The following is a 22,793-nucleotide window of genomic DNA, read 5'->3' on the forward strand; positions in this document are numbered from 1 at the left end:
ATTGCGCTACGTACAATTTCAGCGAGCCAGCGCGAAAACATCAATTCGCTGCTTTCCCAGTCTGATTCCGGCCTGGCTTCCCATCGTGGTGGGAAAGCCCTCGATTTTTGTCCGACGATCTATGCGCGACAGGCTCCTAGAGGCGACCTGCGCTTCGGGGCACCGCTGAGCGCGATCACCGCCGTGGTGGTGGGCCTGATCGCCAGCTTGGCGGTGTTCTTCGCTGGCCCAGTGCTCTGGCCGGCCGGCAGCATCAACCCCTGGGCCCTTCTCGTAGTGGCGGCTGCGTTGTTTGCCCAGCTGCGGCTGCGTTGGAGCGTGCTGAAGGTGATCGGCACCGCAGCCCTGGTGGGCGCCGCCTGGGCAGGATTGGTGCAGGTCATGGGCTGAACCTGCCCTCCGCTCACAACAAAGCCCGGAGCGTCGGCCCCGGGCGTTTGTCTGGCCAGCCGTGGTGCCTTCCCAAGGGGGTCGGGCGCAGCTGCGCGGTCGGTTGATCGATTTCAGATCAGATGGTTTTCAGTTGTGGGCGGAGCTGCCGGCGCTGGCACCTGGGGCCAGGTGTCGATTGGGACGTTCCGTTGGGTCCGGGGCACCTCAGGCGATGCAGTGGACGGCGACTTGGCGACACGCCAGGAACGTCAGAGATCCGTCGAGAGTGTTGGAGCAGGGGCCGGATCGTCAGCGCGCTCCTCTCTGCTGCTCAGGGGGGGTGTCTTCCATCGATGGAGCCTCCGAATCCCGTTGCAGCCACGATGGGCCCACCGGCGGGTGCCAGCAAGGGCTGGAGCCGATTCGACACGCCTCTTCACCGCGGGCAACGGGGCTTCATGAACGGGCTTCATGGTGCTGGTCTTGCGCTGTCTTCTCCAGAGCCAGTTGCACCGTTCAGTGGCAGAGAGCAACAGGGCGGCCCATCGGCCGGATGCTGCTGACGGCAGCACTGGGGCCGCGGCGCACGCGCACTCGGTAGGCGCAGTGGGCCGGGCCGAAATGGGCGATCAAGGCTTCACGGGCCTCGTGCTGCAGCTCCTCAAGAGTCGGGGCGGTGATGCGGATGGGAAGGGACTCGGCCTGGGCTTTCAGGTGGCCGGGGCGTTCAGCCAGAACGCGGAACGCAACCTCACGCATGCGGGGGTATCTCCTTCTTTCCGGCTCCATCCGTGGCCTGCTGAGGCGAGACCGCAGGTGCGGCCGGATACGGGGAACCGGCCATGCGGGCACCTGTCGCTGCAGTGTCAGGAGAGCCAGCCCCGAGCCGCGGTTAGGCGTGAGGCTTCCTGAACGGCCGTGATGCAGCGCTGGGCGCGGCGTTTGGCATCGTCCTGGCCCTGAGCCCGCAACACATAGGCCTCCATCGCTTCCGGGGTCTCGATCAGCGCCAACAGGCCAGCAGTGCGCGCACTGCTGGAGGCATCGGCGAGCAGGCGGCTGACCAGCTGGTGCTCCCAGAGCTGCTCCCCTGCCGAACCTGGAGCGAACAGCTCCTGGCGCAACACAGTCAGCAGCGACTGCTTGAGGGTATCGAGCTGGCCCGGCCGGAGCCGGCGGCTGTTGGGCAGGCCCGCCGCAGGGCCAGCCGGGATCGCAGCGGGGCGATCGGGTGTGTGCTCCACGCTCCAGCTCAGGCCGGTGCCAGGCATCCCCACGGTGGTGCGGGGCCCGCCGCTGCGGTTCGCCGGAATGTTGAAGGAGGCCCCACGCCCGCCGACGGAGATCGAGCTCAGTCCCCCGCTGGAGAAGTTGAAGCGCAGTGGACCCAGGCGGGCGGAGCGGCGGAGACGGAAGCCCATGGCAAACAGGGGGTTGGGTCGCAGGGTTGGCCCGAGCAGGGATCAGGATGCCGTGCGGATGCAGCAGTCCACAAATCAATGCGCCCAGCGCATAGAACCGTCGGCTCTGCAGACTTCGGAGGAGGAGGGGAGCGCCTCAAAAGCATTGCACTGACTGGGTTTCTGTAGGTACGGGAACAGGCACTCCAGCGGGCCACCGCCACCTGAAAAGGGACGTACCTTGAAGTTGAGGGGAGACCTGGGAGCCAACCCGATCCTCGCCCTCCAACAGAGTCCGGCCAGGGATCACCCGAGCCGGTGAGCACAGCGGAGGTGCGCCAACGATGCGACACACAACAGGTGAACCCGGTGACGCAGCGCGAGCGTCATCCCGTAGCCGCAAAGAGCGATACGCCAGTTCTCATTCCCGCGTGTTGAAACCCCGGGCTGCATAACCCGGGTCGGGATCACAACCGAGAAGGTCAAGCCTTGAGCATCTCTTCTCCCAGACGTGATCTCCTTCCCTTCCCTGCCAGGCCCAAGCCGAAGGCTTCTGCGCCGCAGTAGGCAGGTGATGCGTGAACCACAGACACCCGTTGGGGTGACAATCAGCAGGCCACCTCTGCGCTCCTCTGACCTCCTCCCGATCGCCCCTGCAGATCCGCCCCTATGGGGCGGCCGACTGGCCGGCGGTGTGGGCGCTGCTGGAGCCAGTGTTCCGCGCTGGCGAGACCTTCCCGCACGACCCGGCGATCACGGAGGCCGAGGCCCGGGTGGCCTGGGTGGAGCAGAACCAGGCGGTGATGGTGGCCATGGATCCGGCCGGGGCTGTGGTGGGCACGTACTACCTCAGGCCCAACTCCCTGGCTCTCGGTGCCCACGTCGCCAACGCGGGCTACGTGGTGGCTGAGCAGTGCCGGCGCCAGGGAGTCGGCAGCCGGCTCTGTCAGCACTCCCTGCAGGCGGCGCGGCGGCTCGGGTTTCGGCTGATGCAGTTCAACCTGGTGGTGAGCACGAACACGACCGGCCTCCGCTGCTGGCAGCGCAATGGCTTTCAGGTGGTCGGCACATTGCCCGGGGCGTTTCGCCACCGGCAACTGGGCTATGTCGATGCCCTTGTCATGGTGCAGGGACTCGTGGAGGGGCCGAAGCCATGAAGGTGGTGCCGCTGCGGCTACAGCCGGGCGATGACCTGCGCCTGGCGCTGGAGGGCTGGATGGGCGAGCAGGAGGAGCAGTCCGGCTGCGTGATCAGCGCCGTCGGCAGCCTGTCGGTGGCCCAGCTGCGCCTGGCGGGGGCAACTGAGGCCATGGCGATCCACGGCGAGCTGGAGATCATCAGCCTCTCGGGCACCCTCTCGCCCGATGGGGCTCACCTGCACATCGCCATCGCCGACAGCAAGGGCGCCGTGATCGGCGGGCACCTCTGCGCAGGGTCGCTGGTGCGCACCACCGCGGAGCTGGTGATCGGCCTGCTGCCGGAGTGGTGCTTCAGCCGGGAGCTCGATCCAGCCACCGGCTACACCGAGCTGCGGATCAGTCCTCTCCCCCCGGACTGAGGGGCGGCAGCCGCCGCTCCACCTGCAGGAACACCAACCAGGCCACACCGGTGCTCATACCGCCGGTCCAGTCGTTGCGCAGCAGGTAACGGCCCAGCTTCTCTAGCGACTCCCGGTTCACCGTCACCGGCTGAGGATGCGTCAGCTCAGCCCGCCGATGGTCAGCACCACCAACTGACGTAGCTGCTGCAGTTCGGTTGGGGTGATCTGTGACTTGGTGGCGGCGGTGATCCGTGTCTTGGCTACGCAGGTCAGGTTCTGCGGGAGCAGGTAGCTCACCTTCTTGCAGCCGTTGCTCGGCCTGGGCTGCAGCACCACGGTCAGGTCGGGGATGGCCAGAGCAGGGTCGCCTGTCATCGGCACCACCAGCACCGTGGGGTAGGCCGGGTCAAACAGTTCGGTGTCCTGCACCACGACAGCTGGCCTGAGCTTGTTGGGCTCTGGTGGCTGGGGATCCTGGGCGGGGTCGTCTGGATCCTTGCGCCAGTCAACGGTGACGATCTGCCCGGCCTTGAGCTCCACGCTGGTCGTCAGCGGGTGATGGGCTCAGGGGTGGTCCAGTCGTCGATGAACCCTTGGGCCTCAGGATCAGCCGCGATGTGATCGGCAACCGTTTTGCTCTGGGCACGGATGCGCGCCCGCAGGGCATCCATGGCGCTCACCGAGCTGCTCACCGCCACGACCCGTCTGCCGCCGCGCTGGCGGCGGCGAATGGAGAAGGGAGCTTCCGGCTCCTGAATGGCTTGATCGGCTGGGGTCATGTCGGCAGCGGCTCTCGCAGACCGCATGGACGTTGCCTCAAACTTAATCGCGGTGTCAGCGTTGGGGTTCATGGTTGCAGCCGCTCCTCCAGCAGCGTCAGGGCCAGGGCTTGTTCACGGGCGCTGCCGCCTCGCACCGCATCGAACAGGGCCAGCAGCTCCCCCAGGGCCGGGTTCCGTTCTGCCGCCTCGGGGACGCGGGGATAGAGCGGGTGGAAGGCGATGCCGCGGGCCGTTCCCTTCTTCCACGGCCACACCTGTGGAGGGTCGCTGCCCGGCCGGATCTGCTCGTTGAGGGGGGAGGCGGCATAGCCGGTGGGAACGCCGCGGCTGAGTCCACCATGCGTGGCGGGAAATCAGTAGCGAGCACCGTGCCGCACGAAGGATCTCAGGGCGGCGCGAACAACCGCGGGCTTGCCAGCCTCATCCTTGATCGCGAGCTTGGCGGCGACGGCACGCTCCACTGCCGCATGGGCCTCCGAGGCCGTCATCCCCAGCTCAGCACCGAGGGCCGCGTAGGCGGGAGCAGGCCCTGAGTCCAAGGCCAGGCGCAGCAGCACCACCAGATCCTGCGGGCGCAGGACGAGCTGGGGATTGGAGGGTGAGCGGGCCAAGGCCGCAACTGGCCATTCGGCATTCGCGAATAGCGAATATAGAGCCCCCGGGCCCGTTGGGTTTCCTTGCTGTCTCAGGCTTCCGGAGCCGCCGGCGGCAGCAACCGCTCGATCGCTTCCGGGGGGACCCCCACCTGCTGGGCGATCAGCAGCACCAGCTGCTCCAGCCGATCCAGGCGCTGCTCCAGGGCCTGCAGCTCGGCGGCGCCAGCTTTGGCTGCGTTCATGCCACTGGTTGCCCCACCCTTGCTGCCCTTGGTGGCCTTGACCGGTAGGGCGCTGCGCAGGGGCGGTCCATCGGGGTGGCTGAGCAGGGCATCCACCTGTTTCGGCTTGGGGCCATTACTCAGACCTTTGATGCCCCTGCCCTTACAGAGGCTCCAGAGCGCTGCCACCGACAACCTCTCCAGCTCATCCCGACTGGCTGGGGCGTCACCGTCCAGCAGCGCAGCGGGCTGGTTGCTTGCTGGTTTGATGTCGCCCAGCTCCTGCTGCAAGCCGCGGTAGAGGCGGGCGTCGGACTGGGCCAGGTCCCGCAACGTGGCCCGCAGGGTGTCAGTGAGTTGTCCCATCGGCCTTGACCTCCTGGGCCTGCTGGGCCGCTGGGCTGTCCACGAGCTCCACCTTGGCGGGGGAAGCCGGTTCCGTCTGGTTCACGGGGCCGCCGTGGCCATTGCCTCCCAGGCTGAGCGGGGGCAGATTCTTGGTCTTCTCGATGAACTCCTGGCGCTTCTGATCCAGCTGAACCACACGCTCCTTGGTGTGGGTCCAGCGGTTGATGAAGCGGATCACCGCCTGCACCAGGCCACCAAGAAAAGAGCCGCCCTGATAGCTCCTGCGGCCGAGTTTGTAGCGGCCAAATTCATTGACAATGTCATCACCGGCATCTTCAAGATCACCGGCAATCGCGGTGACAATTTCCAGAATCTGGTAGATGTCGGTACGAACGCTGGCTTCCCGCGCTGCCAGATCCAGCAGGTTCTGCGAGAGGGTGGCGGTTTCATCACGCGCCTTGATCGAGCGGCTTCTGTACTGCCCGCGGCTGATCATCGAGCTCTTGTAGCAGTTGCGCAGCTCGAGGTAGACGCTGTTGAGATCTTCCCGGCTCAGGGGCTCGGGATCAGGCGGCGCTCAGGGCAGCACCAGCGGCATGGGCGCGACGTTGAACAGGCGGGCCGCTGCCTTGCGGTTGCAGACGGCAAAGCCCAGGTACCAATCCACCCGCGTGCGGAACACCGGCGCGTCATGCACCTCCCCGAAGTCCCGCACCGAGATGCCGTAGCGCCCCTCAAACGGACCCCCTGCAGACCTCAGACCGCCGCATCGCCGAACACGCAGCAGTAGATGGAGGTGGTGTCTCCCGGTTCGTTGTAGCCGAGCACGGCGTTGCCCTCGGCGTCCTCCTCCACCAGCAGGATTTCGATCCCCTCGAAATAATGACGCCCGTCGATCACCTCGTAGAGGTCACCGACGGCCTGGCGGGAGGCGGTGCTGATCTGGCGGCGGGCGGCCTTGCTGGCGATCAGCACCTTGTCGCCGCCGTAGCCAATCACGCTGTCGGTCAGCGCCTCCAGCGCCAGCAGGTTGAGCGTGCTGCCGCCGTTGTCGATCGTCTGGTCCTTGCCGGGCGCCAGGCGCTTGCTCAGCCCGTTGAAGGCTCTGGGATCAAAGGTGTCGTCGCCGTTGATGATCGCCGCCTCAAGCGTCAGGCGCATCGAGCGCACCTTCATCTCGGTCTGGGCAGCACGGGCCTCGGAGCCCTGCAGGTCCACGATCGAGCGGTCCACATCCAGGTCACCGCCAAACAGGTGAACGAACTCCGAATCGGAGTTGATCACCCCATAGCTCTGCCGGTAGCCCTCGTTCACCGCCCGGAAGCCGACGCGGGGCAGTTTGGTTTCAGCCGGGAAGCTCAGCGAGCCACACACAAGATTGCGGAAGGGCAGGCGGCGCAGCAGCTCCCCCTCCGCGAAGGTCTTGAGCACCGCCAGCTGTTCAGCACGGCGGGCGTATTTCTGCGCCTCGATCAAGGTCAAGCCCAAGGGCACGCTCCCAGGGCTGCCTAAAAGTATGGTCAAGGCGTGCACAGCGTTGTCGCCACCCCTCCCAGCGCCAGCATCCCCTCGATGTCGTAGGCCAGTTCCCGGAAACCCTGGCGGATCGAGCGGTAGCCGCCGCGCCGCAGCAGGTTCATGACCACGGTCCTCAGTTAAGCGAACACAGGCGCACCGATGCGATGGGCGTAGCGATGAGCATCCTCACCGAGCTGGGCATCGCGGGCCCAGTGCCATTCGTTTTCAATGCTCCAGCGCTGCCGGATCAGGCGTAGCAGGCCTTCTGGGGCTGTGCAAACGGTGGTGATGAACAGGTGCCGCCTCACATTGCTCGTGCCCTTGCGTGTGGCTTGTCGGTGATCACCTCCACGATCCAGGCGCTGCCCGGCCAGTTCAGCTTGATGTGCTCCGGGGCCTCTTTTGCCCTGAGCTTCCAGGTGGTGTCACGCCCGTGGCGCTTCTCCTGATTGGTTGCGCTGAAAGGGATCTCACGCTTCCCCTCAAACTGAGATCCGATCTGGCGGTAGAGGGTCTTCTGGTTGGATTTGACGGTCATGAGCACGTCGGCCCCCTGCTCCAGGCACCACTGAAAAACGGCTGCGTGGTGTGCAGTGCATCTGCCTGAATCAAGACGCCGACCAGTTTCAGGGTGCTCAGCAGCTCCTTGAGGGCTGCCCGCTCGCTGGATTCATGGGTGTCGTAGGACTTCTGCGCCAGGGCGACACCGAGGGCGCGGGCATAGACCGTGACCTGGGCCACAAAGCGATGGTTGCCGTCTTCTGTCTCGATCGCGGAGCCCCGCAGTGTCTTTCCAACCGCTTCGCGGAAGCCCAAGGGCTACGCAGACCAACTGATCGAGACCCTCGGCCCCCCCCCTGGGATCTGGCTGATCATCCAGGCCTGGAGAACCTCGCCGAATTCCTGCAGATGGGCCTTGTTGTAGCCGTCAGGCTTCCGCGCAGCGGTACAGGTAGAGAAAGGTGGCGTCCGACGGCCAACGCTTGAAATTCAAGCCCAGGGCCTGGTTCAGCGCCTCCCGGTGCCGTTTGGCAAAGGCCTCCAGATCACGGGAACTGTGGCAGCCACTGAGGATCCCGAACACCGCCACCAGAAGCAGGAACCACTGCGGGTAACGCACCCCTCGCCGGTAGCGGCCGTCGGGGATGGCCTTGAGGAAGCTGATCAGGTCATCCGAAACGGCATAATCGACTGCAGCGGAACGGATTTCAGCCATGGGAAGCGGTGAGTTCCGCTGACCAAAGCCAAGGGCGAGAGGCCCAGCAACATCGAGGTGGACAGACTTTTAGGCGGCCCTGCCCTCGGCACAGGTCAGAAAGCTGGCGTAATTGGGTGCCACCGCCAGGCAATGCCAGCGCTGACCCTGCTCCTGCACCAGCGCCACCCCGCTGGGCTGATGCGCAGTCCAGGCGGCATCAAGACCAAGCACGGTGCGGCTCATGCCGCCTCGAGCCCCAGGTGCTCGACATAGGGCTGAAAGTCGCGGTCGCTGAACAGCAGCGGCAGGTTGGCCTCAATGCAGGCGGTGGCGATGATCCCGTCGATCGTCTTGCGCACCGTGATTCCCTGGCGGCGCAGCGTTCTGTAATTCTCTGCTGCCTTCCAGGCATTGCTGCCACCAAGCATCGGCAGCAGAGCCAAGGAGCGGAACAGTTGCCGGGCGGTGGCCACGTCGCGCTCGCTGCGGAAGCCCTGCATCACCTCCACCAGGATCAGATCGCCGATCGCCAGCGGTGTCACCCCGAGCCATCCATCCAGCCGCTCCACCTCGGGGGTGCTCACCCCATTGAAGAAGTCGATCCAGACCGAGGAATCGACCACGATCACGGCTGATGCTCGGCCGTCTCCATCCCGGCATCGAGCCGTTGGGCGTCCAGATCGCCATCCCAGGCCAAGCGGCCGCGGAAGGCACGGATCTGGGCCTGCTGCTGCAGCTTGACCAGCGTGCGCAGACCGAGCTCCACCGCTTCTCGCTTGCTGCGGGCACCGCTGGCCTGCATGGCCTGCTTCATCAGGGCGTCGTCGATGACGATGTTGGTGCGCATGGGCCCCAGGGGCGATGTGTAAAGCTTAGGGCGGCTATACACATCGGGGATCGGGCCGGCAACAGCTGCTGTTGTCACTGGGGCGAGGCCCCTGGAGCGTGCCCAGGGCCGCCTCAAGGTCAAGCAGGAGATGGTCGTGCATGCGATCGCCATGCCAGGCACGACCATGGAGGCCCGTATCGGTGACGAAGGCGGTGTGCCGGCACCGGGGGATCGGGTGCGGCTGATCCTCAAGGCCAAGGGCTTTGGCGAGTGGATCGAGGCGCGCCGTCAGCACCGCCGCGGCCGGCTGAATGTGGGGGATGTGCTGGTGCTGGAGACCCGCTGGGCCCAGCAGTACGACCAGGACGGCAACCCCAAGGGCCCCAAGATCGAAGACCAGGCCGCGGCCGATGCAGTGCCGCGCAACGTCACGATCGGCTTCTACGGCCCGCTCAGCATCAGGGAGGGGAGCGACCCGGCCTGGATCGAGGCAGCGGAGCAGGCCTACCGCTCCGATGAAGCCGCCGCCCGCCAGCAGCGGGCGATCCCGCTGGCGGATGGGGAGGACTACGGCGATGAGTTCGCCGATGAGGAGGTGCCGTTCTGATGGCCCACCCCCAACACCCCCGCCGCACGCCGCGGCCTCTGGCACAGCCACAGCTGCCGGCCTTCTGCCGCACGCGCCGGCCGATCACCACCACCGTGCGGCTGAGCAGCCTGCGGCAGCTGGAGTGGATGCTGTGGCTGGTGCTGGCCCTGCAGCTGAGCACGGTGCTGCTGGTCCTGGCGGGTCCGGTGCCGGCACCACTGGCCGCGACCCCTGGGGGATTCACCCCTGCAGTGTTCGCGTCGCGGCATGGCGCCCCTGTCCCCTCGCCTTCCCAGCCATGAGCAACACGTCTGCTCTGGTGCCCTACCTATTCGAGGGGCACTGCATCCGGGTGAGCACCGATCAGGAGGGCGAGGCCTGGTTCGTCGTTGCCGATGCCTGCGCCGCGCTGCCTGTGAGCCCAATGGTCTGGGCCATGGCGATCCGGCGCGACGAGGAGCTCTGCGTCCATTCAGAAGAGGGGCCCGGCGCCGGTGGCTTCACCCTGGCGATGATCAACGAGGCCGCCCTGCTGCGCAGGCTGCTTGACAGCGACAACCCCAGCGCGCCGCGGATGCGGCGCTGGCTCACCCATGAGCTGCTGCCCGCAATCCAGCGCAGCCAGCAGCGCATAGCGCCACAAGGAGCCAGGTCCATCGACGCGATCCGCAGGCAGACCGCACCAGAGGTGCTGCGCGGGGCAGACGAGATCATCCACCTCACCGGCGTGTCGCAGGCCGAGGCCCTGCTCAGCGCCCTGGAGGAGATCCAGGCCAATAGCAGTCCCGCCGGCGCTGAGGTGCAGCAACGCTTCTCGCACCGCGCAGGGGCGGCCTGGCTGACGGCCGATCAGCTGGCGGACCGACTGGATGGCACGCTTCGCCACACCAACCAGCGGCTCGCTGCCGCCGGATTGCAGCAGCGCAACGAAGACGACGACTGGCAGCTCACAGAAGCCGGTCGCGACTGGGGCGTAGCCCTGCCGCTCTGCAGTCGGGGAGAGCGCCGCCAGCAGATCCTCTGGGATCCGGCAGTGGTTGCGTTGCTGCACCAGACCAACTGAAAGGCACCAAACCAATCCAAGACACGCACCTGAGACCCAGACCATCAGCCATGACATCCGCAACTGATCGACTGCTGCGGCTCCCGGAGGTGATCCACCGGGTCGGCCTCTCACGCACCACCATCTACAGCCTGATCGCCACAGGCGAGTTCCCCAGGCAGATCGTGATTGGCCCGCGGGCGGTGGCCTGGTCCCAGCAGGAGCTGGAGGCCTGGATCACCTCGAAGCGTCAGGCTGCCTGCAGCGCTGATGGTTGACCAGCTATCTCAGCGCTCAGCTCTGAGACCGGCGCCAGACCGGCAGCGACGGCCACCTGATCGAGCAGATCGGCCCAGCGCTGCAGCATGTCGGACCGCTCCTCGAGGTATTCGGCCCAGTCGTAGGCGCGGCTGACGCTGTTGCCATCGGCATGGGCCAGCTGCTTTTCGGTGACCACCCTGGGGATCTTGAGCTGCTCGATGCAGTTCGTCTGCCCAAACCCCCTGAAACCATGGGGTGTCTGCCGCCCCTGGAAGCCCATGCGCCGCAGCAGCATCGAGAGGCAGCCATTGCTCATCACCCGCAGTTCTCCATTGCCTCGGTGGTTGGGGGTGTGAAAGACCAGATCGGTGTGGCCAGTGATCGGCCGCTGCAGGTCAAACAACAGCCGCGCCTGCGAGGAGAGCGGCACGATGTGACGAACGCGGGTCTTCATGCGTTCAGCGGGAATGATCCACTGACGACCCTCGATATCAACTTCGCTCCAACGGGCTTCCCTGAGTTCACTGGGTCGCACCAGGGTGAGCATCATCAGGCGTAGGGCGATGAGGCTGCTGCGCTCAGCCAGCCGCTGCCGCTCAAAGCGATCGATCACTTCCAGCAGCTCGGGAAGCTCCACCCAGCTGATGCGGTGGTAGTGGGTGACGCGGGTGGCGGCGATGACCTTGCGGGCTTTGACGGAGGGATTGTCCTGTCGAAGTTCGAGGTCAACCGCGTGTTCAATCACGCGACGGGTGACGTCGTTGCAGCGACGGGCCTGTTCATGGGCACCCCTGGCGAGGATGGGTGCGAGCAGCCGGGTTTCAATGTCGCTGCGGGTGATCACCTCGATATCCAGTTGACCCAGTGCCGGGATCACGAAGTGATCAAGTTTCTCCCGCATATCCCTGCAGTAGCGGGGGCTCCAGCTGGCGCTGTGGTGCTCAAACCAGACCTGGGCGATCTGGGTGAACGGTCGGCGACTGTTCTCCACCTGCTTGCGCTGCTGGCCCGGGGCCTGGGTGCGTGGGTCGATGCCGGTTTTGATCCAGGTGTTCAGCTCCAGGGCCTGCTTGCGGGCATCGGCGAGCCTCACGGCCGGGTAGGTGCCGATGGTGAAGGTGCGGCGTGCTCCCTGCCAGCGGTAGTCCTTGCGCCAGGTCTTGGAGCCGGAGCGCGCCACCCAGAGGTAGAGGCCGTCACGGTCGTGGTGCTTGGTGCCCGGGCGGTCCGGATCGGGCCGCAGGGCCTGGATCGCCTTGTCACTGAGCATGACGGACAGCGCCGGAACGCTGGCGCGGGAGGGGATATCGGCGGTTCGGCAAGCCAGGTGACGGTATAGACCCGGACCCGGCTGGCTATACCGTCAAAAATACCGTCATCCGCAGCGGCTGTAGCGGGCTCTCAGCGGATCTGCCCGGACGACCCAAAAGCGCAGATCGACTGCCCCGCAACTGTTTTAGGATTTTCGCGGATCCCTTCGGATCCTGTGAAAACGGAGAGGGTGGGATTCGAACCCACGGAAGGTTTCCCTTCAAACGATTTCGAGTCGTTCGCTTTCGACCACTCAGCCACCTCTCCAGGCACCCCATCCCGGAAGCCTGAGGCCAGAGGATGCAAGGGCGGTACGGCCAGCAGGCCGTGACTTCTGCACTCTAAAGATCAGCCCGCCTCAACCCGTCTGCAGGGAGCCGCTGATGCCGCTGGCCCTCCAGCCCGGTGGCAGCGTTTGCCTGCGGGAGGCGGGGTTGCCACTCCACCAGACCCGCTCGAGGTTGCCGTCCGCCAGACTGTGTTGATCGCCCTGGCGGGGCCGGAAGCCGAGCCAGACATTGGCGGGCCAACTTGCCGGGGTGCTGCGCTCCCAGCTCCACAGGGCCTGGCGATCCGGCAGCAGCAACCAGCGCTGCCGGCCCACCCGGAGCTGAAGGGCGCGGCTGTCCACCGCGATGGCTGAGGCCTCCAGCCCCTCACTGCTGAGGGTCTGGCCCGGCAGCAGAGGCGGGCCGGCCTCGCCGGTGCTCTGCACCAGTTGGGCCAGCTCCTGCCAGCAGGTCGGCCCATCGCTGGCCACCGGATCGAGCAGCAGCAGCCAGTCGTAGCGCCGGATTCCCAGGCCGGCGGCGAGGCTGCGGGCCTGGTGGCAGCTCAAGCCATCGCTGCGGCTGCTCACCAGGGCAGCCCGTCCGCCATGGCGGGCCACCAGCAGGTCGCGCTGCCCCTGGTGCACGAGCAGCACCCGATCGGCCGCCAACCAGACCAGATGCAGGCTCACGGCGACGGCGATCAGCGCTGCCCCCAACTGGCGCCAGCGCCGCGCCAGTTGCGGCAGCATCAGGGCCAGGCTGCCAAGGCCGAGCAACAGCACCAGAGCCGGATGCGGACGCCCGGTCTGCCATTGCGCCATCGGCAGCAGGGAGATCTGCTGGCAGATCAGCAGCAGCAGCTGGGCCAGCAGCAGCACCGGTTGGGCCAGCACCGGCAGCACGGCAGGCAGCAGCACCGCCACCAGGGCGAGGACCATGGCGCCGAGGGTGAGCGGTGAGAGCAGTGGCGCCGCCAGCAGATTCGCCGGCACGGCGTAGAGCGGCACTACACCGAAGTGGAGCACCTGCAGCGGCAGCGTCCAGGCGGTGGCGGCCAGGGGGATCGCCAGGGCACCGGCCAGCCAGGTGCCGGCCCGTCCCGTTCCCCATCCCTCCGGCAGAGCAGTGCCAAGGCAGCCCTGCAGCCAGGTCTCCAGTGGGCCTGCGGTGAGGATCAGCCCGGCGGTGGCGCCCACGCTCAGTTGAAACCCCACATCCGCGAGCCAGCCAGGTCGCAGCAGCAGCATCGCCACCACCGTGCTCAGCAGGATCGCCACCGGCCGGCCGCGGCGGCCGCTCTCCAGCAGCAGCAGGGCGCCGCCTCCCGTCAGAACGGCCCGCACCACCGACGGCTGCGGGCCCGCCAGCAGCAGGAACAGGGCCAGGGCGCCAGCGGCCAGCGTCAACCTGGGCAGCCTTGGCAGGCGGCGCGCCAGGGGCAGGACAGCCCCCAACAGCACAGTGAGGTGAAAGCCCGAGGCGGCCAGGGCGTGGGAGAGCCCGGCCACGCGAAAGGCTTCGCACAGATCACCGGGCAGCGGCACCACGGCGCTGCCCAGCACCAGGGCCGCCAGCAGGCCGCCCCGCTCCGGGCCTCCCACCTCGGTGAGTTGCCGGGCGATCTGGCGGCGCAGATCGGCGATCGGCGTGGCCGGCCGGCTGAGCAGCCGCCACTGCTCCACCTGCAACTGAGACCAGATGCCCTGGCGGGCCAGGCGTTCGGCGGCGCTGCTGAGCAGGGGGTGCGGCGCGATTGAGGGGCGGCGCAGCCGGCCAGACACCGTCAGGCGCCAGCCCTGTTGCAGGGCTGGGCAGGTATTGAACAGCAGTTCGCTGCGGCCTGAGGCGGTCTGCAGGGGGACGCGGCAGGGTCTGCTGGCGCTGCTGCCGCCTTCGCCGCCTTTGCTCCCTGTGACGCTGGTTTTAGTGGCGCCTTTCTCAGTGACGCTGGTGGTGCTGAAGCGGGGATCACTCAGCAGCCAACCGCTCAGCTCCATCTCCAGGCTTGGCTGGGTGGCCGAGAGCCGCAGGGAGGGATCCCCCGCCGCAGGCCCGGCCGGTTCCAGGGCGGATCGACCGGCGAGCAGCAGGATCAGGGCCAGGCAGGCCAGCGGCAGCCCCAGGCCGGGCCGGTTTTGGGTGGCTTGCATTGATCGCGCTGCACTTGGATGCAGCGTTCCCCAGGGCCGTCAGAACGCGCCTCAGAAGTGGGGGATCTGCAGCAGCAGCTCGCACAGCTGCGGACTGGGAATCGACTGACCGATCAGCGGGGCCACCAGGGCGGCCACCGGCCGCAGCCGACAGGGCCACACCGCCCGTTCACTGAGGCGTCCCACCTGGAAGCTGCCCAGGATCAGCACGGCCATCAACAACGAACGACGCAGGGGCGGCATGGAGCGCGGCTCAGGCGGGCACCATCGCGTCCTCCCGTTGCTCCTCCGGCTGCAGCGCCAGCCACTCCTGCCGCTTGGCGGGGCTGAGCAGGGGGAAGCCGAGGCTGCGGCGCTCCTCCAGCCAGGCCTCGGCGACCTGCCTGGCCAGGGTGCGGATCCGGCCGATGGTGGCGGTGCGCTCGGTCACCGAGATCACGCCGCGGGCCTCCAGCAGGTTGAAGGTGTGGCTGCACTTGAGCACGTAGTCGAGCGCCGGGGCCGGCAACCGCTGGGCCACCAGATCGGTGGCCTCGGCCTCGTAGAGGGCGAAGAGCTGCTTGAGCCGCTCGGGATTGGAGGCTTCGAAGTTGTAGGTGCACTGCCCCTTCTCGAAGGGCAGCCAGATGTCGCCATAGCTGCGGTTTCCATCCCAGCTCAGTTCCCAGATGCTCTCCACATCCTGCAGATACATGGCGAGACGCTCGAGGCCGTAGGTGATCTCGATCGAGACGGGCCGGCAGTCGATGCCGCCGCATTGCTGGAAATAGGTGAACTGGGTCACCTCCATGCCGTCGAGCCACACCTCCCAGCCCACGCCCCAGGCGCCGAGGGTGGGGGATTCCCAGTTGTCCTCCACGAAGCGGATGTCGTGATCAGCGGGGCGGATGCCGAGGGCCTCAAGCGAGGCGAGATAGGTCTCCTGGATCGCATCCGGTGAGGGCTTGATCAGCACCTGGTACTGGAAATAGTGCTGCGCCCGGTTGGGGTTGTCGCCATAGCGGCCATCGGTGGGGCGCCGGCAGGGCTCCGGATAGGCCACGGCCCAGGGCTCGGGGCCGATCGCCCGCAGCACCGTGTGCGGACTCATCGTGCCCGCCCCTTTTTCGGTGTCGTAGGGCTGAAGGATCAGGCAGCCCCGTTCGGCCCAGAAGCGATTCAGGGTCTGGATGATGTCCTGGAAGTGCATGGGGGGAGGGCTGCCCAAGGGCGGTGGGGGCATTGTCTCCCTTCGCCCGGGCCAGAGGCCATTCCAGAAGCCGGTGTTTCAGGAGGGGCTGGTCTCGAGCAGGCGGCTCAGCGACTGGCTCACCGACTCGCGCGGCTGGCAGAGGGCTTCGAACTGTTCCGGCGGCAGGGCCTTGCTCCAGAGCCAGCCCTGGCCCTGCTCGACGCCGAGGCGGCGCAGGAAGGCGGCCTCGGATTCCGTCTCGATGCCCTCAGCGCACACATCAACACCAATCCCCTGGCAGCCGCCCACCAGCCAGTGCAGGAACCGCTGGCGGTAGAGATCGGAATCGCAGTGGGACACGATGCTGCGATCCACCTTCACCTTGCTGTAATTGAAGGAGAGCATGTGGGACAGCGGTGCCTCGCCCACGCCGAAGTCATCGACGGCGATGGTGTGCAGGTTGGAGAGCTCGTTGATGAAATCCGTCTCCTTGTGGCCGGCCACGCCCTTTTCCACAACTTCAATCACCAGCCGTTTGCCCACCTGGCGACGCAGGGCATCGAGATCGTCCACCGCCTGGGAGATCGGCCGGAAGAATGACTTGCCCGAGCCGATGAAGCGACAGGAGAGATTCACCGACAGCCACACGGGGCTCTGGGACCGGCTCAGGAAGCGCAGGGCGAAGATGAAGGCGTCCTGGCCCACCTTGAGGTTGATGACCGGGTCTTCGTCGAGGGCATCGAGCGCCTCACGGCTGGGGGGAAGGCCATCCGGGCGCCACAGCAACTCACCACCGCAGACCCGGTTGGTGCGTAGGTCCACGATCGGCTGGATGTGGAAGGTTTCCAGCTGACGCGCCGGTGGGACCTGACCGCTCAACATCGGGGTGATAAGCAGACGTTCATGAATTCCATTCAAGAGACGCCTTTACCGCCCGTCGGTGTCGATGGCAACCCTTTGTAGCGTCAGGTTTTGTCTGATCCGGGAATGGCGGGATCGTTTCGGTGTGCCTGGGACCCTGCATGCACGCGGGTGCCGGGTGCCGCGGCCACCTTCTCAAGGAACGCCTGGGGTGTCAGCGGAGCGCCCCAGTAGGGCCCACTGGCTTCGTCCAGCCCCAGGCGTCGCAACAGGGCCAGCTCGGATCCACTGCACACGCCCTCGGCGTTGATCGTGGCGTCGATCGCGTGGCAGGCGCCTGTGAGCCAGAGCAGAAAGCGTTGCAGCCGGCTGTCGGCATCGGCGCCCTGCACCAGCTCCGCCGCCACGCTCACCCGCTGGAACGGCAGGGCGAGCAGGCGTGGCATGGCCGGTTCCGTCAGGTTCAGGGGCTGCAGCGCCAGGGTGTGCAGGGCTGCCAGATTGGCGATCAGGGGTGAGCGGCGCCATTGCTCGCGGCTGGCGCAGCCGGCGCCGATGCCGATCACCAGGCGGCGGCCGAGCCGGCGGCGCACGGCCTCAAGGTCGTCGAGCCGGCTGGACAGCCCCCGGAACAGACCCCGCATCTGATCCAGCAGCAGCGGCGGCAGGGTCACGGCCAGCCAGAGATCGCCGCTGAGGCGATCGAGCAGATGCAGGCTGGCCTCCCATTGCGCCAGGGTGATCGCGAGGGCTTCTGCAGGGTCCTCCTCCAGAGCTTCGCGCTGCTCGGCCTCCGGAAGGCGCCCATCAGGCCACCACTGCACGAGTCCACCGCGGATCCTGCCGCTGGCGAGGTCGAGCACCGGGTCGATGCGGTAGGTGTCGTTCACGCCATCAACTGCAGCAGCCCCATCTGCCCACCAGCCATTGTGCGATGCCGCGCCAGGGAGAACCCGGCCCTCTGCGCCAGCCGTTCCTGCTCCGGGCCGGAGGGGAAGCGGGCCAGGCTGGTTTCGAGGTAGGCGTATTGCTCCTCCAGCCCCAGCTGGCGGGCCAGGGGCACCACCAGACGACGCAGGTACAGCCTCTGAAAAACCTGCTGGAGCCGGTCGGCCGGCCGGTTGAAATCCAGCACGGCGGCGCGACCTCCTGGCCGCAGAACCCGGCGCAGTTCCTTGAGGCCGGCAGCGGGGTCGGCCAGGTTGCGCAGTCCGTAGGCCATCACGGCGCCGTCGGCCCAGCCATCCTCCAGGCCCGTTGCCAGGGCGTCGCCCTGGCTCCAGCGCAACGGCAGCCAGGGTGCGGCCCGGCTGCGCTGCTGCGCCAGCCGCAGTGGGGCCGCGGCGGCATCGAGCCCCAGCACCAGCCCAGCTGGTCTTACCTTCTCGGCCAGCACCAAGGCCAGGTCACCGGTGCCGCAACAGAGATCCAGCAGGCGCTGGCCGGGTTGGGGCTGCAGCCAGGCCACGGCCTGGCGCTTCCAGATCCTGTGGAGGCCGAGGCTCAGGGCGTCGTTGAGCCGGTCGTAGGAGGGGGCAATGCTCTCGAACAGATCACGCACCGCGGCGGGATCGCCCGGCATCACGGAGGTTTTCAGGAGGTCGTCTCATCCCAGGGGAGCAGAATCGCATCGAGGCTGATCCCGCTCTCGATCCCAGTGGGCTGCGGGGCTGGTGCCTGGGCCTGCAGGCCGCTCGGTGCGGTGAGGGTGAGCAGCATCACGGTGGCCAGTCCCACCGCGGCCGAGCAGACCATGCAGCCGGCCAACATGAGAGAAAATTCCTGACGGTCGTTGGCCGCCTGCATCAGCTGCAGGGCCCAGGCCACCAGCGTCACCACCGCGGCCACCATCACCAGGGCCAGCACTGTGGTGGCGGGGGCTGAAAGGGCGAGCAGGGCGGTCAAGGGAGAGGGGTGTGCACGGCGGGGTTCGGCACGGTTCCAATGTAACGAGGGTTTACAGAGCTTCGGGTCTGTTGATCTCGGTTTGCGGCTCCAGAACCGGACGGATCGGCACGTGCCGCTTCAGCAGCTCCCGTTTGATCTCCTCCACGGTCAGCACGCCGTCATGCAGCAGGGAGGCCAGCAGGGCCGCTGAGGCCTGGCCCTTTTCCAGGGCCTCGGCGATATGGGCGATGCAGCCGGCACCGCCGGAGGCGATCACCGGCACCTCCACGGCGGAGGCCACGGCACGGGTGAGCTCCAGGTCGTAGCCGCTCTGGGTGCCGTCGCCATCCATGGAGGTGAGCAGGATCTCGCCGGCGCCGAGTTCCACCACCCGTCGGGCCCAGGTCACGGCGTCGAGACCGGTGTTCTCCCGGCCGCCCTTGATGTACACGTCCCAGCCGGCCTCCGGCTCGGCGCGCCGGCGCGCGTCAATCGCCACCACGATGCATTGCGCCCCGAAGCGTTCGGCACCGGCGGCCACCAGATCCGGCTGGCGCACCGCCGCCGAGTTGAGGCTGATCTTGTCGGCCCCGGCCCTTAGCAGTTCGGTGATGCCGTCGACGCTGCTGATGCCGCCCCCCACCGTGAACGGAATGGTCACGGCTTCGGCGGTGCGGCGCACCAGATCCACCAGGGTGGCTCGCCCCTGGTGGCTGGCGGCGATGTCGAGGAAGACCAGTTCGTCGGCGCCGGAGGCGCTGTAGCGGCAGGCCAGCTCGACCGGATCGCCGGCATCGCGGAGTCCCACGAAATTGACCCCCTTGACGACACGGCCCTCGGCCACGTCCAGGCAGGGAATGATGCGCTTGGCAACCACGGGTGGCAGGCAGGGGAGAAGGGGGAGGTCGGGTCTGAGGGGGATGGAGCGGCGCTGTTAGGGTTGCGCCACTTTTCCACCGCGCCGGACATGTCCCAGGCTGCCATCACCATCGGGTCGAAGGTGCGGGTCACCCGGGTTCGCGACCGTATTCCGGCCGATCTGGTGGCCATGCTCAAGGCGGATGCCACCGGTACGGTCTGCGATTTCAAGGTGACGGACGGCCAGGGCATCGGCGTGGTGGTCGAGCTGTCCGGCGGCGCCACCTCCTGGTTCTTCGACGACGAGATCGTGCCGCTCTGAGCAGCGGCCTATCTGTTCGGCCTGCATCGACTCCCTACCTGCATCGATCGTGAGCGAGAGTCCACAACCCAGCGGGTCTCCGGATGCCGCGTCTCCGGCTCCGAGTGCTGGTGGGGCTGCTCGCCAGTTGCTGGGCATGAAGGGCGCCAGCAGCACCAGCAGCATCTGGAAGATCCGGTTGCAGCTGATGAAACCCGTCACCTGGATTCCGCTGATCTGGGGGGTGCTCTGCGGTGCGGCTGCGTCTGGCAATTTTCACTGGACCCTGCCGCAGGTGGGTGCTTCGTTCGCCTGCATGTTGATGAGCGGGCCCCTGCTGGCCGGCTACACCCAGACGATCAACGACTACTACGACCGCGAGATCGACGCGATCAACGAGCCCTATCGGCCGATCCCCTCCGGTGCCATTCCGCTGGGCCAGGTGAAGGCCCAGATCTGGATCCTGCTGCTGGCCGGACTCGCCGTGGCCTGGGGGCTGGATCTCTGGGCCGGCCACACCACGCCGGTGCTACTGCTTCTGGCCCTGGGGGGCTCGTTCGTGAGCTTCATCTACTCGGCACCGCCCCTGAAGCTGAAGCAGAACGGCTGGCTGGGCAACTACGCCCTCGGTGCCAGCTACATCGCCCTGCCCTGGTGGGCCGGCCAGGCTCTGTTCGGTCAGCTCACCTGGACCACGGCCCTGCTCACCCTCGCCTATTCCCTCGCCGGTCTCGGCATTGCCGTGGTCAACGACTTCAAGAGTGTTGAAGGCGACCGTGCTCTCGGTCTTCAGAGCCTGCCGGTGGTTTTCGGCGTTGAGAAGGCGAGCTGGATCAGTGCCGGCATGATCGACATCTTCCAGCTGGCGATGGTGGCCGTTCTGATCGCGATCGGTCAGCATTTCGCCGCTGTATTGCTGGTGCTGCTGGTGATCCCCCAGATCACCTTCCAGGACATCTGGCTGTTGCGGGATCCCGTCGCTTTCGATGTCAAGTATCAGGCCAGCGCCCAACCCTTCTTGGTGCTGGGGATGTTGGTGACCGCTCTTGCCATCGGCCACAGCGGTCTGGTCGGCGCGGCCCTCGGCTGATGTGAACCAGCGCACCTTCCAGCTGATTCGCGCTGGCCTTCTGGCCGCTGTTCTCGGATCTGGCCTGGCCTTGGGCCAGAGCGCCCTGATCTCTCTGGTGGATCGCCTGCTTCCCGATGCACGCCGCATCAGCAGCTTCAACCGGCCTGGCACGCTCACGATCTTTTCGGCCGATGGCGAGGTGATCCAGAAGCTCGGCCCAGCCACCCGGGAGAAGTTGGTGGCAGGCCGCATGCCCGAGCTGGTGAGGCAGGCCTTCATCGCCGCCGAAGACCGTCGCTTCTACCAACACAACGGCATTGATCCTCTGGGGATCGGCCGGGCGGTGCTGCGCAACCTGAGCAGGGGATCGGTCGAGGAAGGCGCCAGCACCATCACCCAGCAGCTGGCCCGCACCGTTTTCCTCAGCCAGGACCGCACCCTGCTGCGCAAGCTCAAGGAAGCCGCCCTGGCCGGCAAGCTCGAGCGCCAACTGACCAAACAGCAGATTCTCGAGCAATACCTCAACTTCGTTTATCTCGGCTCCAGTGCCTATGGCGTCGCCGATGCGGCCTGGATTTATTTCTCCAAGACGCCTGATCAGCTCACCCTGCCGGAGGCGGCCCTGATCGCCGGATTGCCGCCGGCGCCCTCGGTCTATTCACCCCTGGTGAATCCCGAGCTGGCCCTGCAGCGCCGCGCGATCGTGTTGCGACGCATGCGGGAAGCCGGTTTCCTGGATGCGGCCCAGGAGGCGGAGGCCCAGGGTGCGCCGTTGGACCTCAAGCCCGCCGAGCCGAAGTACTGGATCAGCAAGGCGCCGTATTTCACCAGCTGGGTGTCTCAGGAGCTCACCAAGGTGCTCACACCCGAGCAACTCGAGGTGGGTGGACTGACCATTCGCACCGGTCTCAACCTGCCCTGGAATGCCCAGGCCCAGAAGACGATCGACACCTATGCCCCCGGCTCCATGGAGGGCGCTCTGGTGGCGATGGAGCCGGGGACCGGCCTGATCCGAGCCATGGTGGGCGGCAAGGATTTCGAATCCAGCCAGTTCAACCGTGCTGTGCAGGCGCTGCGCTCGCCGGGTTCCACCTTCAAGCTGTTCGTCTATCTCACGGCCCTCCAGGAGGGCATGCGGCCGGAGACCCTGGTGCTCGACAGTGCCCGCTGCTTTGCCGGCTACTGCCCCAAGAACTTCGGCAATCGCTACATGGGCCGGGTGCCGATGGTGGTGGCCCTGCAGAACTCGCTCAATACCGTGGCGGTGGGCCTGCTGCAGCAGCTGGGATTCGACAAGGTGATCGCCACCGCCAAGAACCTGGGCATCACCCGTGAGCTGGGGCGCTTCTACCCGATGGCGATCGGGGCCTACGAACAGACGGTGCTCGACATGACCGCCGCCTACGCCGCGATCAACAACCGTGGGGTCTATGTGACTCCCACGCCCTTCGAGGAGATCTATGGCCCCGACGGGGAGTTGCTCTGGAGCCGCCGCGATGATGGCGATCGGGGTCACCGCGCCGTCGACAGCGACATCGCCGACGCGATGATCTGGATGCTGCAGCAGGCGGTCCGCGCCGGTACCGGTGGGGGCGCCGCCCTGGCCGATCGTCCGGTTGCCGGCAAGACCGGCACATCGGAGGGGGGACGGGACCTCTGGTTCATTGGCTCGATCCCCCAACTCACCACCGGCGTGTGGCTCGGGTACGACAACAGCCGCGAGTCCGGCAGCACCAGCGTGGTGGCCACCTATGCCTGGAACCATTTCATGACGCCGGTGGTGAAGGGGCTGCCGGTGCGGCAGTTCCCGCCCAAGCCCGTGCTCACCGGTCAGTACAAACCCACCAAGCCGGCCTCCGCCAAAGGGCCTGCCAGAGGGCGCCCAGGATCGGCCGCGCAGCAGGCCCCCGATCCGGCGCCGCCGCGGGCTGACGGGGGTGAATCGCGCTGGCGGGATCCCGCCCCACGCTCGTCGGAGCCTCCCGGCCAGTCCTCGCCGGATTCCCCCCCGGCGGGGCCTGCCCCTGATCGCCCGTCAGCGCCTGCCCGCCAACCTGCGGAGCCGGAGGGCGGACCTCAGCCCTCCCTTAACCGCATCCTCGACGATGTGCGTCAGCAGCCCACCGCCCCACCACCGGTGGCGCCGCCGCCGCCGCCACCTCCCCCGCCGGCGGCAACGCCCTGACCCTCACCCTCCACGCTGCCAGCCCGTCT

Annotated in this window: 35 protein-coding genes, 1 tRNA gene and 1 pseudogene; 10 read left to right on the forward strand and 27 right to left on the reverse strand. The window is 67.0% G+C overall.

The genetic code is table 11. The features are described 5' to 3' along the window. Positions 1–390 (forward strand): annotated as a pseudogene (locus KQ310_RS10755) (hypothetical protein); the annotation flags it as partial. A gap of 498 nt (positions 391–888) precedes the next feature. On the opposite strand, the gene KQ310_RS10760 reads toward KQ310_RS10755, so the two are convergent. Both KQ310_RS10760 and KQ310_RS10765 read right to left on the reverse strand, forming a co-directional pair. Continuing rightward, complete coding sequence (locus KQ310_RS10760) at positions 889–1,131, reverse strand: hypothetical protein (RefSeq protein ID WP_259721749.1); 243 nt, start codon at positions 1,129–1,131, stop codon at positions 889–891. Positions 1,132–1,238: 107 nt separating this feature from the next. Next, positions 1,239–1,793: a DUF4236 domain-containing protein gene (locus KQ310_RS10765; protein ID WP_259721750.1), complete on the reverse strand. Its 555-nt coding sequence runs from the start codon at positions 1,791–1,793 to the stop codon at positions 1,239–1,241. Positions 1,794–2,431: 638 nt separating this feature from the next. Between KQ310_RS10765 and KQ310_RS10770 the strand changes: the two genes are divergently transcribed. Beyond that, on the forward strand, positions 2,432–2,929 hold the full coding sequence (locus KQ310_RS10770; RefSeq protein WP_399238174.1) for a GNAT family N-acetyltransferase: 498 nt from the start codon (positions 2,432–2,434) through the stop codon (positions 2,927–2,929). Continuing rightward, positions 2,926–3,330: a PPC domain-containing DNA-binding protein gene (locus tag KQ310_RS10775; protein WP_259721752.1), complete on the forward strand. Its 405-nt coding sequence runs from the start codon at positions 2,926–2,928 to the stop codon at positions 3,328–3,330. The genes KQ310_RS10770 and KQ310_RS10775 overlap by 4 nt, the downstream gene beginning before the upstream one ends. Here the strand turns inward: KQ310_RS10775 and KQ310_RS10780 are convergent. The 15 genes from KQ310_RS10780 to KQ310_RS10850 all read right to left on the reverse strand — a co-directional run bounded on the left by KQ310_RS10780 (position 3,308) and on the right by KQ310_RS10850 (position 8,822). Then, the gene (locus tag KQ310_RS10780; protein WP_259721753.1) at positions 3,308–3,457 is read right to left on the reverse strand and encodes a hypothetical protein; all 150 of its coding nucleotides are present in this window, start codon (positions 3,455–3,457) and stop codon (positions 3,308–3,310) included. The two genes, KQ310_RS10775 and KQ310_RS10780, sit on opposite strands and share 23 nt — an antisense overlap. A gap of 14 nt (positions 3,458–3,471) precedes the next feature. Beyond that, positions 3,472–3,852 (reverse strand): type II toxin-antitoxin system PemK/MazF family toxin, encoded by a 381-nt coding sequence (locus tag KQ310_RS10785; protein WP_259721754.1) that lies wholly within the window; start codon positions 3,850–3,852, stop codon positions 3,472–3,474. A gap of 8 nt (positions 3,853–3,860) precedes the next feature. Next, positions 3,861–4,091 carry a hypothetical protein gene (locus tag KQ310_RS10790; RefSeq protein WP_259721755.1) on the reverse strand — a complete coding sequence of 77 codons (231 nt, stop codon included), beginning with the start codon at positions 4,089–4,091 and terminating at the stop codon, positions 3,861–3,863. 68 nt (positions 4,092–4,159) lie between these two features. Continuing rightward, positions 4,160–4,348 (reverse strand): hypothetical protein, encoded by a 189-nt coding sequence (locus KQ310_RS10795; protein WP_259721756.1) that lies wholly within the window; start codon positions 4,346–4,348, stop codon positions 4,160–4,162. A gap of 99 nt (positions 4,349–4,447) precedes the next feature. After that, positions 4,448–4,705 (reverse strand): hypothetical protein, encoded by a 258-nt coding sequence (locus tag KQ310_RS10800; protein ID WP_259721757.1) that lies wholly within the window; start codon positions 4,703–4,705, stop codon positions 4,448–4,450. Between the two features lie 74 nt (positions 4,706–4,779). Then, positions 4,780–5,277 carry a hypothetical protein gene (locus KQ310_RS10805; RefSeq protein ID WP_259721758.1) on the reverse strand — a complete coding sequence of 166 codons (498 nt, stop codon included), beginning with the start codon at positions 5,275–5,277 and terminating at the stop codon, positions 4,780–4,782. Further along, complete coding sequence (locus tag KQ310_RS10810) at positions 5,261–5,755, reverse strand: hypothetical protein (protein WP_259721759.1); 495 nt, start codon at positions 5,753–5,755, stop codon at positions 5,261–5,263. Before KQ310_RS10810 ends, KQ310_RS10805 begins: the two co-directional genes overlap by 17 nt. Before the next feature lie 81 nt (positions 5,756–5,836). Continuing rightward, positions 5,837–5,974: a hypothetical protein gene (locus tag KQ310_RS10815; protein ID WP_259721760.1), complete on the reverse strand. Its 138-nt coding sequence runs from the start codon at positions 5,972–5,974 to the stop codon at positions 5,837–5,839. Positions 5,975–6,015: 41 nt separating this feature from the next. Then, positions 6,016–6,753, reverse strand: coding sequence for a major capsid protein (locus tag KQ310_RS10820; RefSeq protein WP_259721761.1), 738 nt, complete (start codon positions 6,751–6,753; stop codon positions 6,016–6,018). Positions 6,754–7,081: 328 nt separating this feature from the next. Further along, positions 7,082–7,315, reverse strand: a complete 234-nt coding sequence (locus tag KQ310_RS10825; RefSeq protein WP_259721762.1) for a hypothetical protein — start codon at positions 7,313–7,315, stop codon at positions 7,082–7,084. Further along, positions 7,312–7,593 (reverse strand): hypothetical protein, encoded by a 282-nt coding sequence (locus KQ310_RS10830; protein WP_259721763.1) that lies wholly within the window; start codon positions 7,591–7,593, stop codon positions 7,312–7,314. The genes KQ310_RS10825 and KQ310_RS10830 overlap by 4 nt, the downstream gene beginning before the upstream one ends. A 112-nt stretch (positions 7,594–7,705) precedes the next feature. Beyond that, positions 7,706–7,993: a transposase family protein gene (locus KQ310_RS10835; RefSeq protein WP_259721764.1), complete on the reverse strand. Its 288-nt coding sequence runs from the start codon at positions 7,991–7,993 to the stop codon at positions 7,706–7,708. A 69-nt stretch (positions 7,994–8,062) separates the two neighbouring features. After that, on the reverse strand, positions 8,063–8,218 hold the full coding sequence (locus KQ310_RS10840; protein WP_259721765.1) for a hypothetical protein: 156 nt from the start codon (positions 8,216–8,218) through the stop codon (positions 8,063–8,065). Continuing rightward, entirely contained in the window at positions 8,215–8,604 is a 390-nt protein-coding gene (locus tag KQ310_RS10845; RefSeq protein WP_259721766.1) for a PIN domain nuclease, read from the reverse strand. The genes KQ310_RS10840 and KQ310_RS10845 overlap by 4 nt, the downstream gene beginning before the upstream one ends. After that, positions 8,601–8,822, reverse strand: a complete 222-nt coding sequence (locus tag KQ310_RS10850; RefSeq protein ID WP_259721767.1) for a type II toxin-antitoxin system VapB family antitoxin — start codon at positions 8,820–8,822, stop codon at positions 8,601–8,603. Before KQ310_RS10850 ends, KQ310_RS10845 begins: the two co-directional genes overlap by 4 nt. Before the next feature lie 130 nt (positions 8,823–8,952). Between KQ310_RS10850 and KQ310_RS10855 the strand changes: the two genes are divergently transcribed. From KQ310_RS10855 to KQ310_RS10870, 4 genes are read left to right on the forward strand one after another with little or no spacing between them, the layout of a single operon-like run. After that, complete coding sequence (locus KQ310_RS10855) at positions 8,953–9,411, forward strand: hypothetical protein (RefSeq protein WP_259721768.1); 459 nt, start codon at positions 8,953–8,955, stop codon at positions 9,409–9,411. Beyond that, positions 9,411–9,695, forward strand: coding sequence for a hypothetical protein (locus tag KQ310_RS10860; protein WP_259721769.1), 285 nt, complete (start codon positions 9,411–9,413; stop codon positions 9,693–9,695). The genes KQ310_RS10855 and KQ310_RS10860 overlap by 1 nt, the downstream gene beginning before the upstream one ends. After that, entirely contained in the window at positions 9,692–10,456 is a 765-nt protein-coding gene (locus KQ310_RS10865; RefSeq protein ID WP_259721770.1) for a BRO family protein, read from the forward strand. The genes KQ310_RS10860 and KQ310_RS10865 overlap by 4 nt, the downstream gene beginning before the upstream one ends. Before the next feature lie 50 nt (positions 10,457–10,506). Then, the gene (locus KQ310_RS10870) at positions 10,507–10,713 is read left to right on the forward strand and encodes an AlpA family transcriptional regulator (RefSeq protein WP_006170096.1); all 207 of its coding nucleotides are present in this window, start codon (positions 10,507–10,509) and stop codon (positions 10,711–10,713) included. Here KQ310_RS10870 and KQ310_RS10875 read toward each other — a convergent pair. From KQ310_RS10875 to hisF, 10 genes are all read right to left on the reverse strand, one after another. Further along, on the reverse strand, positions 10,686–11,966 hold the full coding sequence (locus KQ310_RS10875) for an integrase arm-type DNA-binding domain-containing protein (RefSeq protein ID WP_259721771.1): 1,281 nt from the start codon (positions 11,964–11,966) through the stop codon (positions 10,686–10,688). The genes KQ310_RS10870 and KQ310_RS10875 overlap by 28 nt on opposite strands. A 223-nt stretch (positions 11,967–12,189) precedes the next feature. Beyond that, positions 12,190–12,274 (reverse strand) — tRNA-Ser (locus KQ310_RS10880). Positions 12,275–12,365: 91 nt separating this feature from the next. After that, positions 12,366–14,429: a ComEC/Rec2 family competence protein gene (locus KQ310_RS10885; protein ID WP_259721772.1), complete on the reverse strand. Its 2,064-nt coding sequence runs from the start codon at positions 14,427–14,429 to the stop codon at positions 12,366–12,368. Between the two features lie 51 nt (positions 14,430–14,480). After that, positions 14,481–14,672, reverse strand: coding sequence for a hypothetical protein (locus tag KQ310_RS10890; protein ID WP_259721773.1), 192 nt, complete (start codon positions 14,670–14,672; stop codon positions 14,481–14,483). Between the two features lie 10 nt (positions 14,673–14,682). Further along, positions 14,683–15,618, reverse strand: coding sequence for a glycine--tRNA ligase subunit alpha (gene glyQ, locus KQ310_RS10895; RefSeq protein WP_259721812.1), 936 nt, complete (start codon positions 15,616–15,618; stop codon positions 14,683–14,685). A 78-nt stretch (positions 15,619–15,696) separates the two neighbouring features. Next, complete coding sequence (locus KQ310_RS10900) at positions 15,697–16,482, reverse strand: EAL domain-containing protein (protein ID WP_259721774.1); 786 nt, start codon at positions 16,480–16,482, stop codon at positions 15,697–15,699. A gap of 83 nt (positions 16,483–16,565) precedes the next feature. Further along, a complete protein-coding gene (locus tag KQ310_RS10905) occupies positions 16,566–17,351 on the reverse strand; it encodes an EAL domain-containing protein (RefSeq protein ID WP_259721775.1) in 786 nt (261 codons plus the stop codon). Continuing rightward, entirely contained in the window at positions 17,348–18,046 is a 699-nt protein-coding gene (gene ubiE, locus KQ310_RS10910; RefSeq protein ID WP_399238155.1) for a bifunctional demethylmenaquinone methyltransferase/2-methoxy-6-polyprenyl-1,4-benzoquinol methylase UbiE, read from the reverse strand. Before ubiE ends, KQ310_RS10905 begins: the two co-directional genes overlap by 4 nt. 8 nt (positions 18,047–18,054) lie before the next feature. Next, positions 18,055–18,366: a hypothetical protein gene (locus KQ310_RS10915; protein WP_259721777.1), complete on the reverse strand. Its 312-nt coding sequence runs from the start codon at positions 18,364–18,366 to the stop codon at positions 18,055–18,057. Between the two features lie 52 nt (positions 18,367–18,418). Further along, complete coding sequence (gene hisF / locus KQ310_RS10920) at positions 18,419–19,225, reverse strand: imidazole glycerol phosphate synthase subunit HisF (RefSeq protein ID WP_259721778.1); 807 nt, start codon at positions 19,223–19,225, stop codon at positions 18,419–18,421. 90 nt (positions 19,226–19,315) lie between these two features. Between hisF and KQ310_RS10925 the strand changes: the two genes are divergently transcribed. The 3 genes from KQ310_RS10925 to KQ310_RS10935 all read left to right on the forward strand — a co-directional run bounded on the left by KQ310_RS10925 (position 19,316) and on the right by KQ310_RS10935 (position 22,764). Further along, entirely contained in the window at positions 19,316–19,528 is a 213-nt protein-coding gene (locus KQ310_RS10925; protein ID WP_259721813.1) for a DUF2862 domain-containing protein, read from the forward strand. A gap of 127 nt (positions 19,529–19,655) precedes the next feature. Further along, the gene (chlG, locus tag KQ310_RS10930; RefSeq protein WP_259721814.1) at positions 19,656–20,597 is read left to right on the forward strand and encodes a chlorophyll synthase ChlG; all 942 of its coding nucleotides are present in this window, start codon (positions 19,656–19,658) and stop codon (positions 20,595–20,597) included. A gap of 1 nt (position 20,598) precedes the next feature. Beyond that, complete coding sequence (locus tag KQ310_RS10935; protein ID WP_399238158.1) at positions 20,599–22,764, forward strand: PBP1A family penicillin-binding protein; 2,166 nt, start codon at positions 20,599–20,601, stop codon at positions 22,762–22,764. The last annotated feature ends 29 nt before the right edge of the window (positions 22,765–22,793 follow it).

The sequence above is a fragment of the Synechococcus sp. CS-1328 genome, assembly GCF_025128095.1.
In the GTDB taxonomy this organism is placed as follows: Bacteria; Cyanobacteriota; Cyanobacteriia; order PCC-6307; family Cyanobiaceae; genus CBW1002.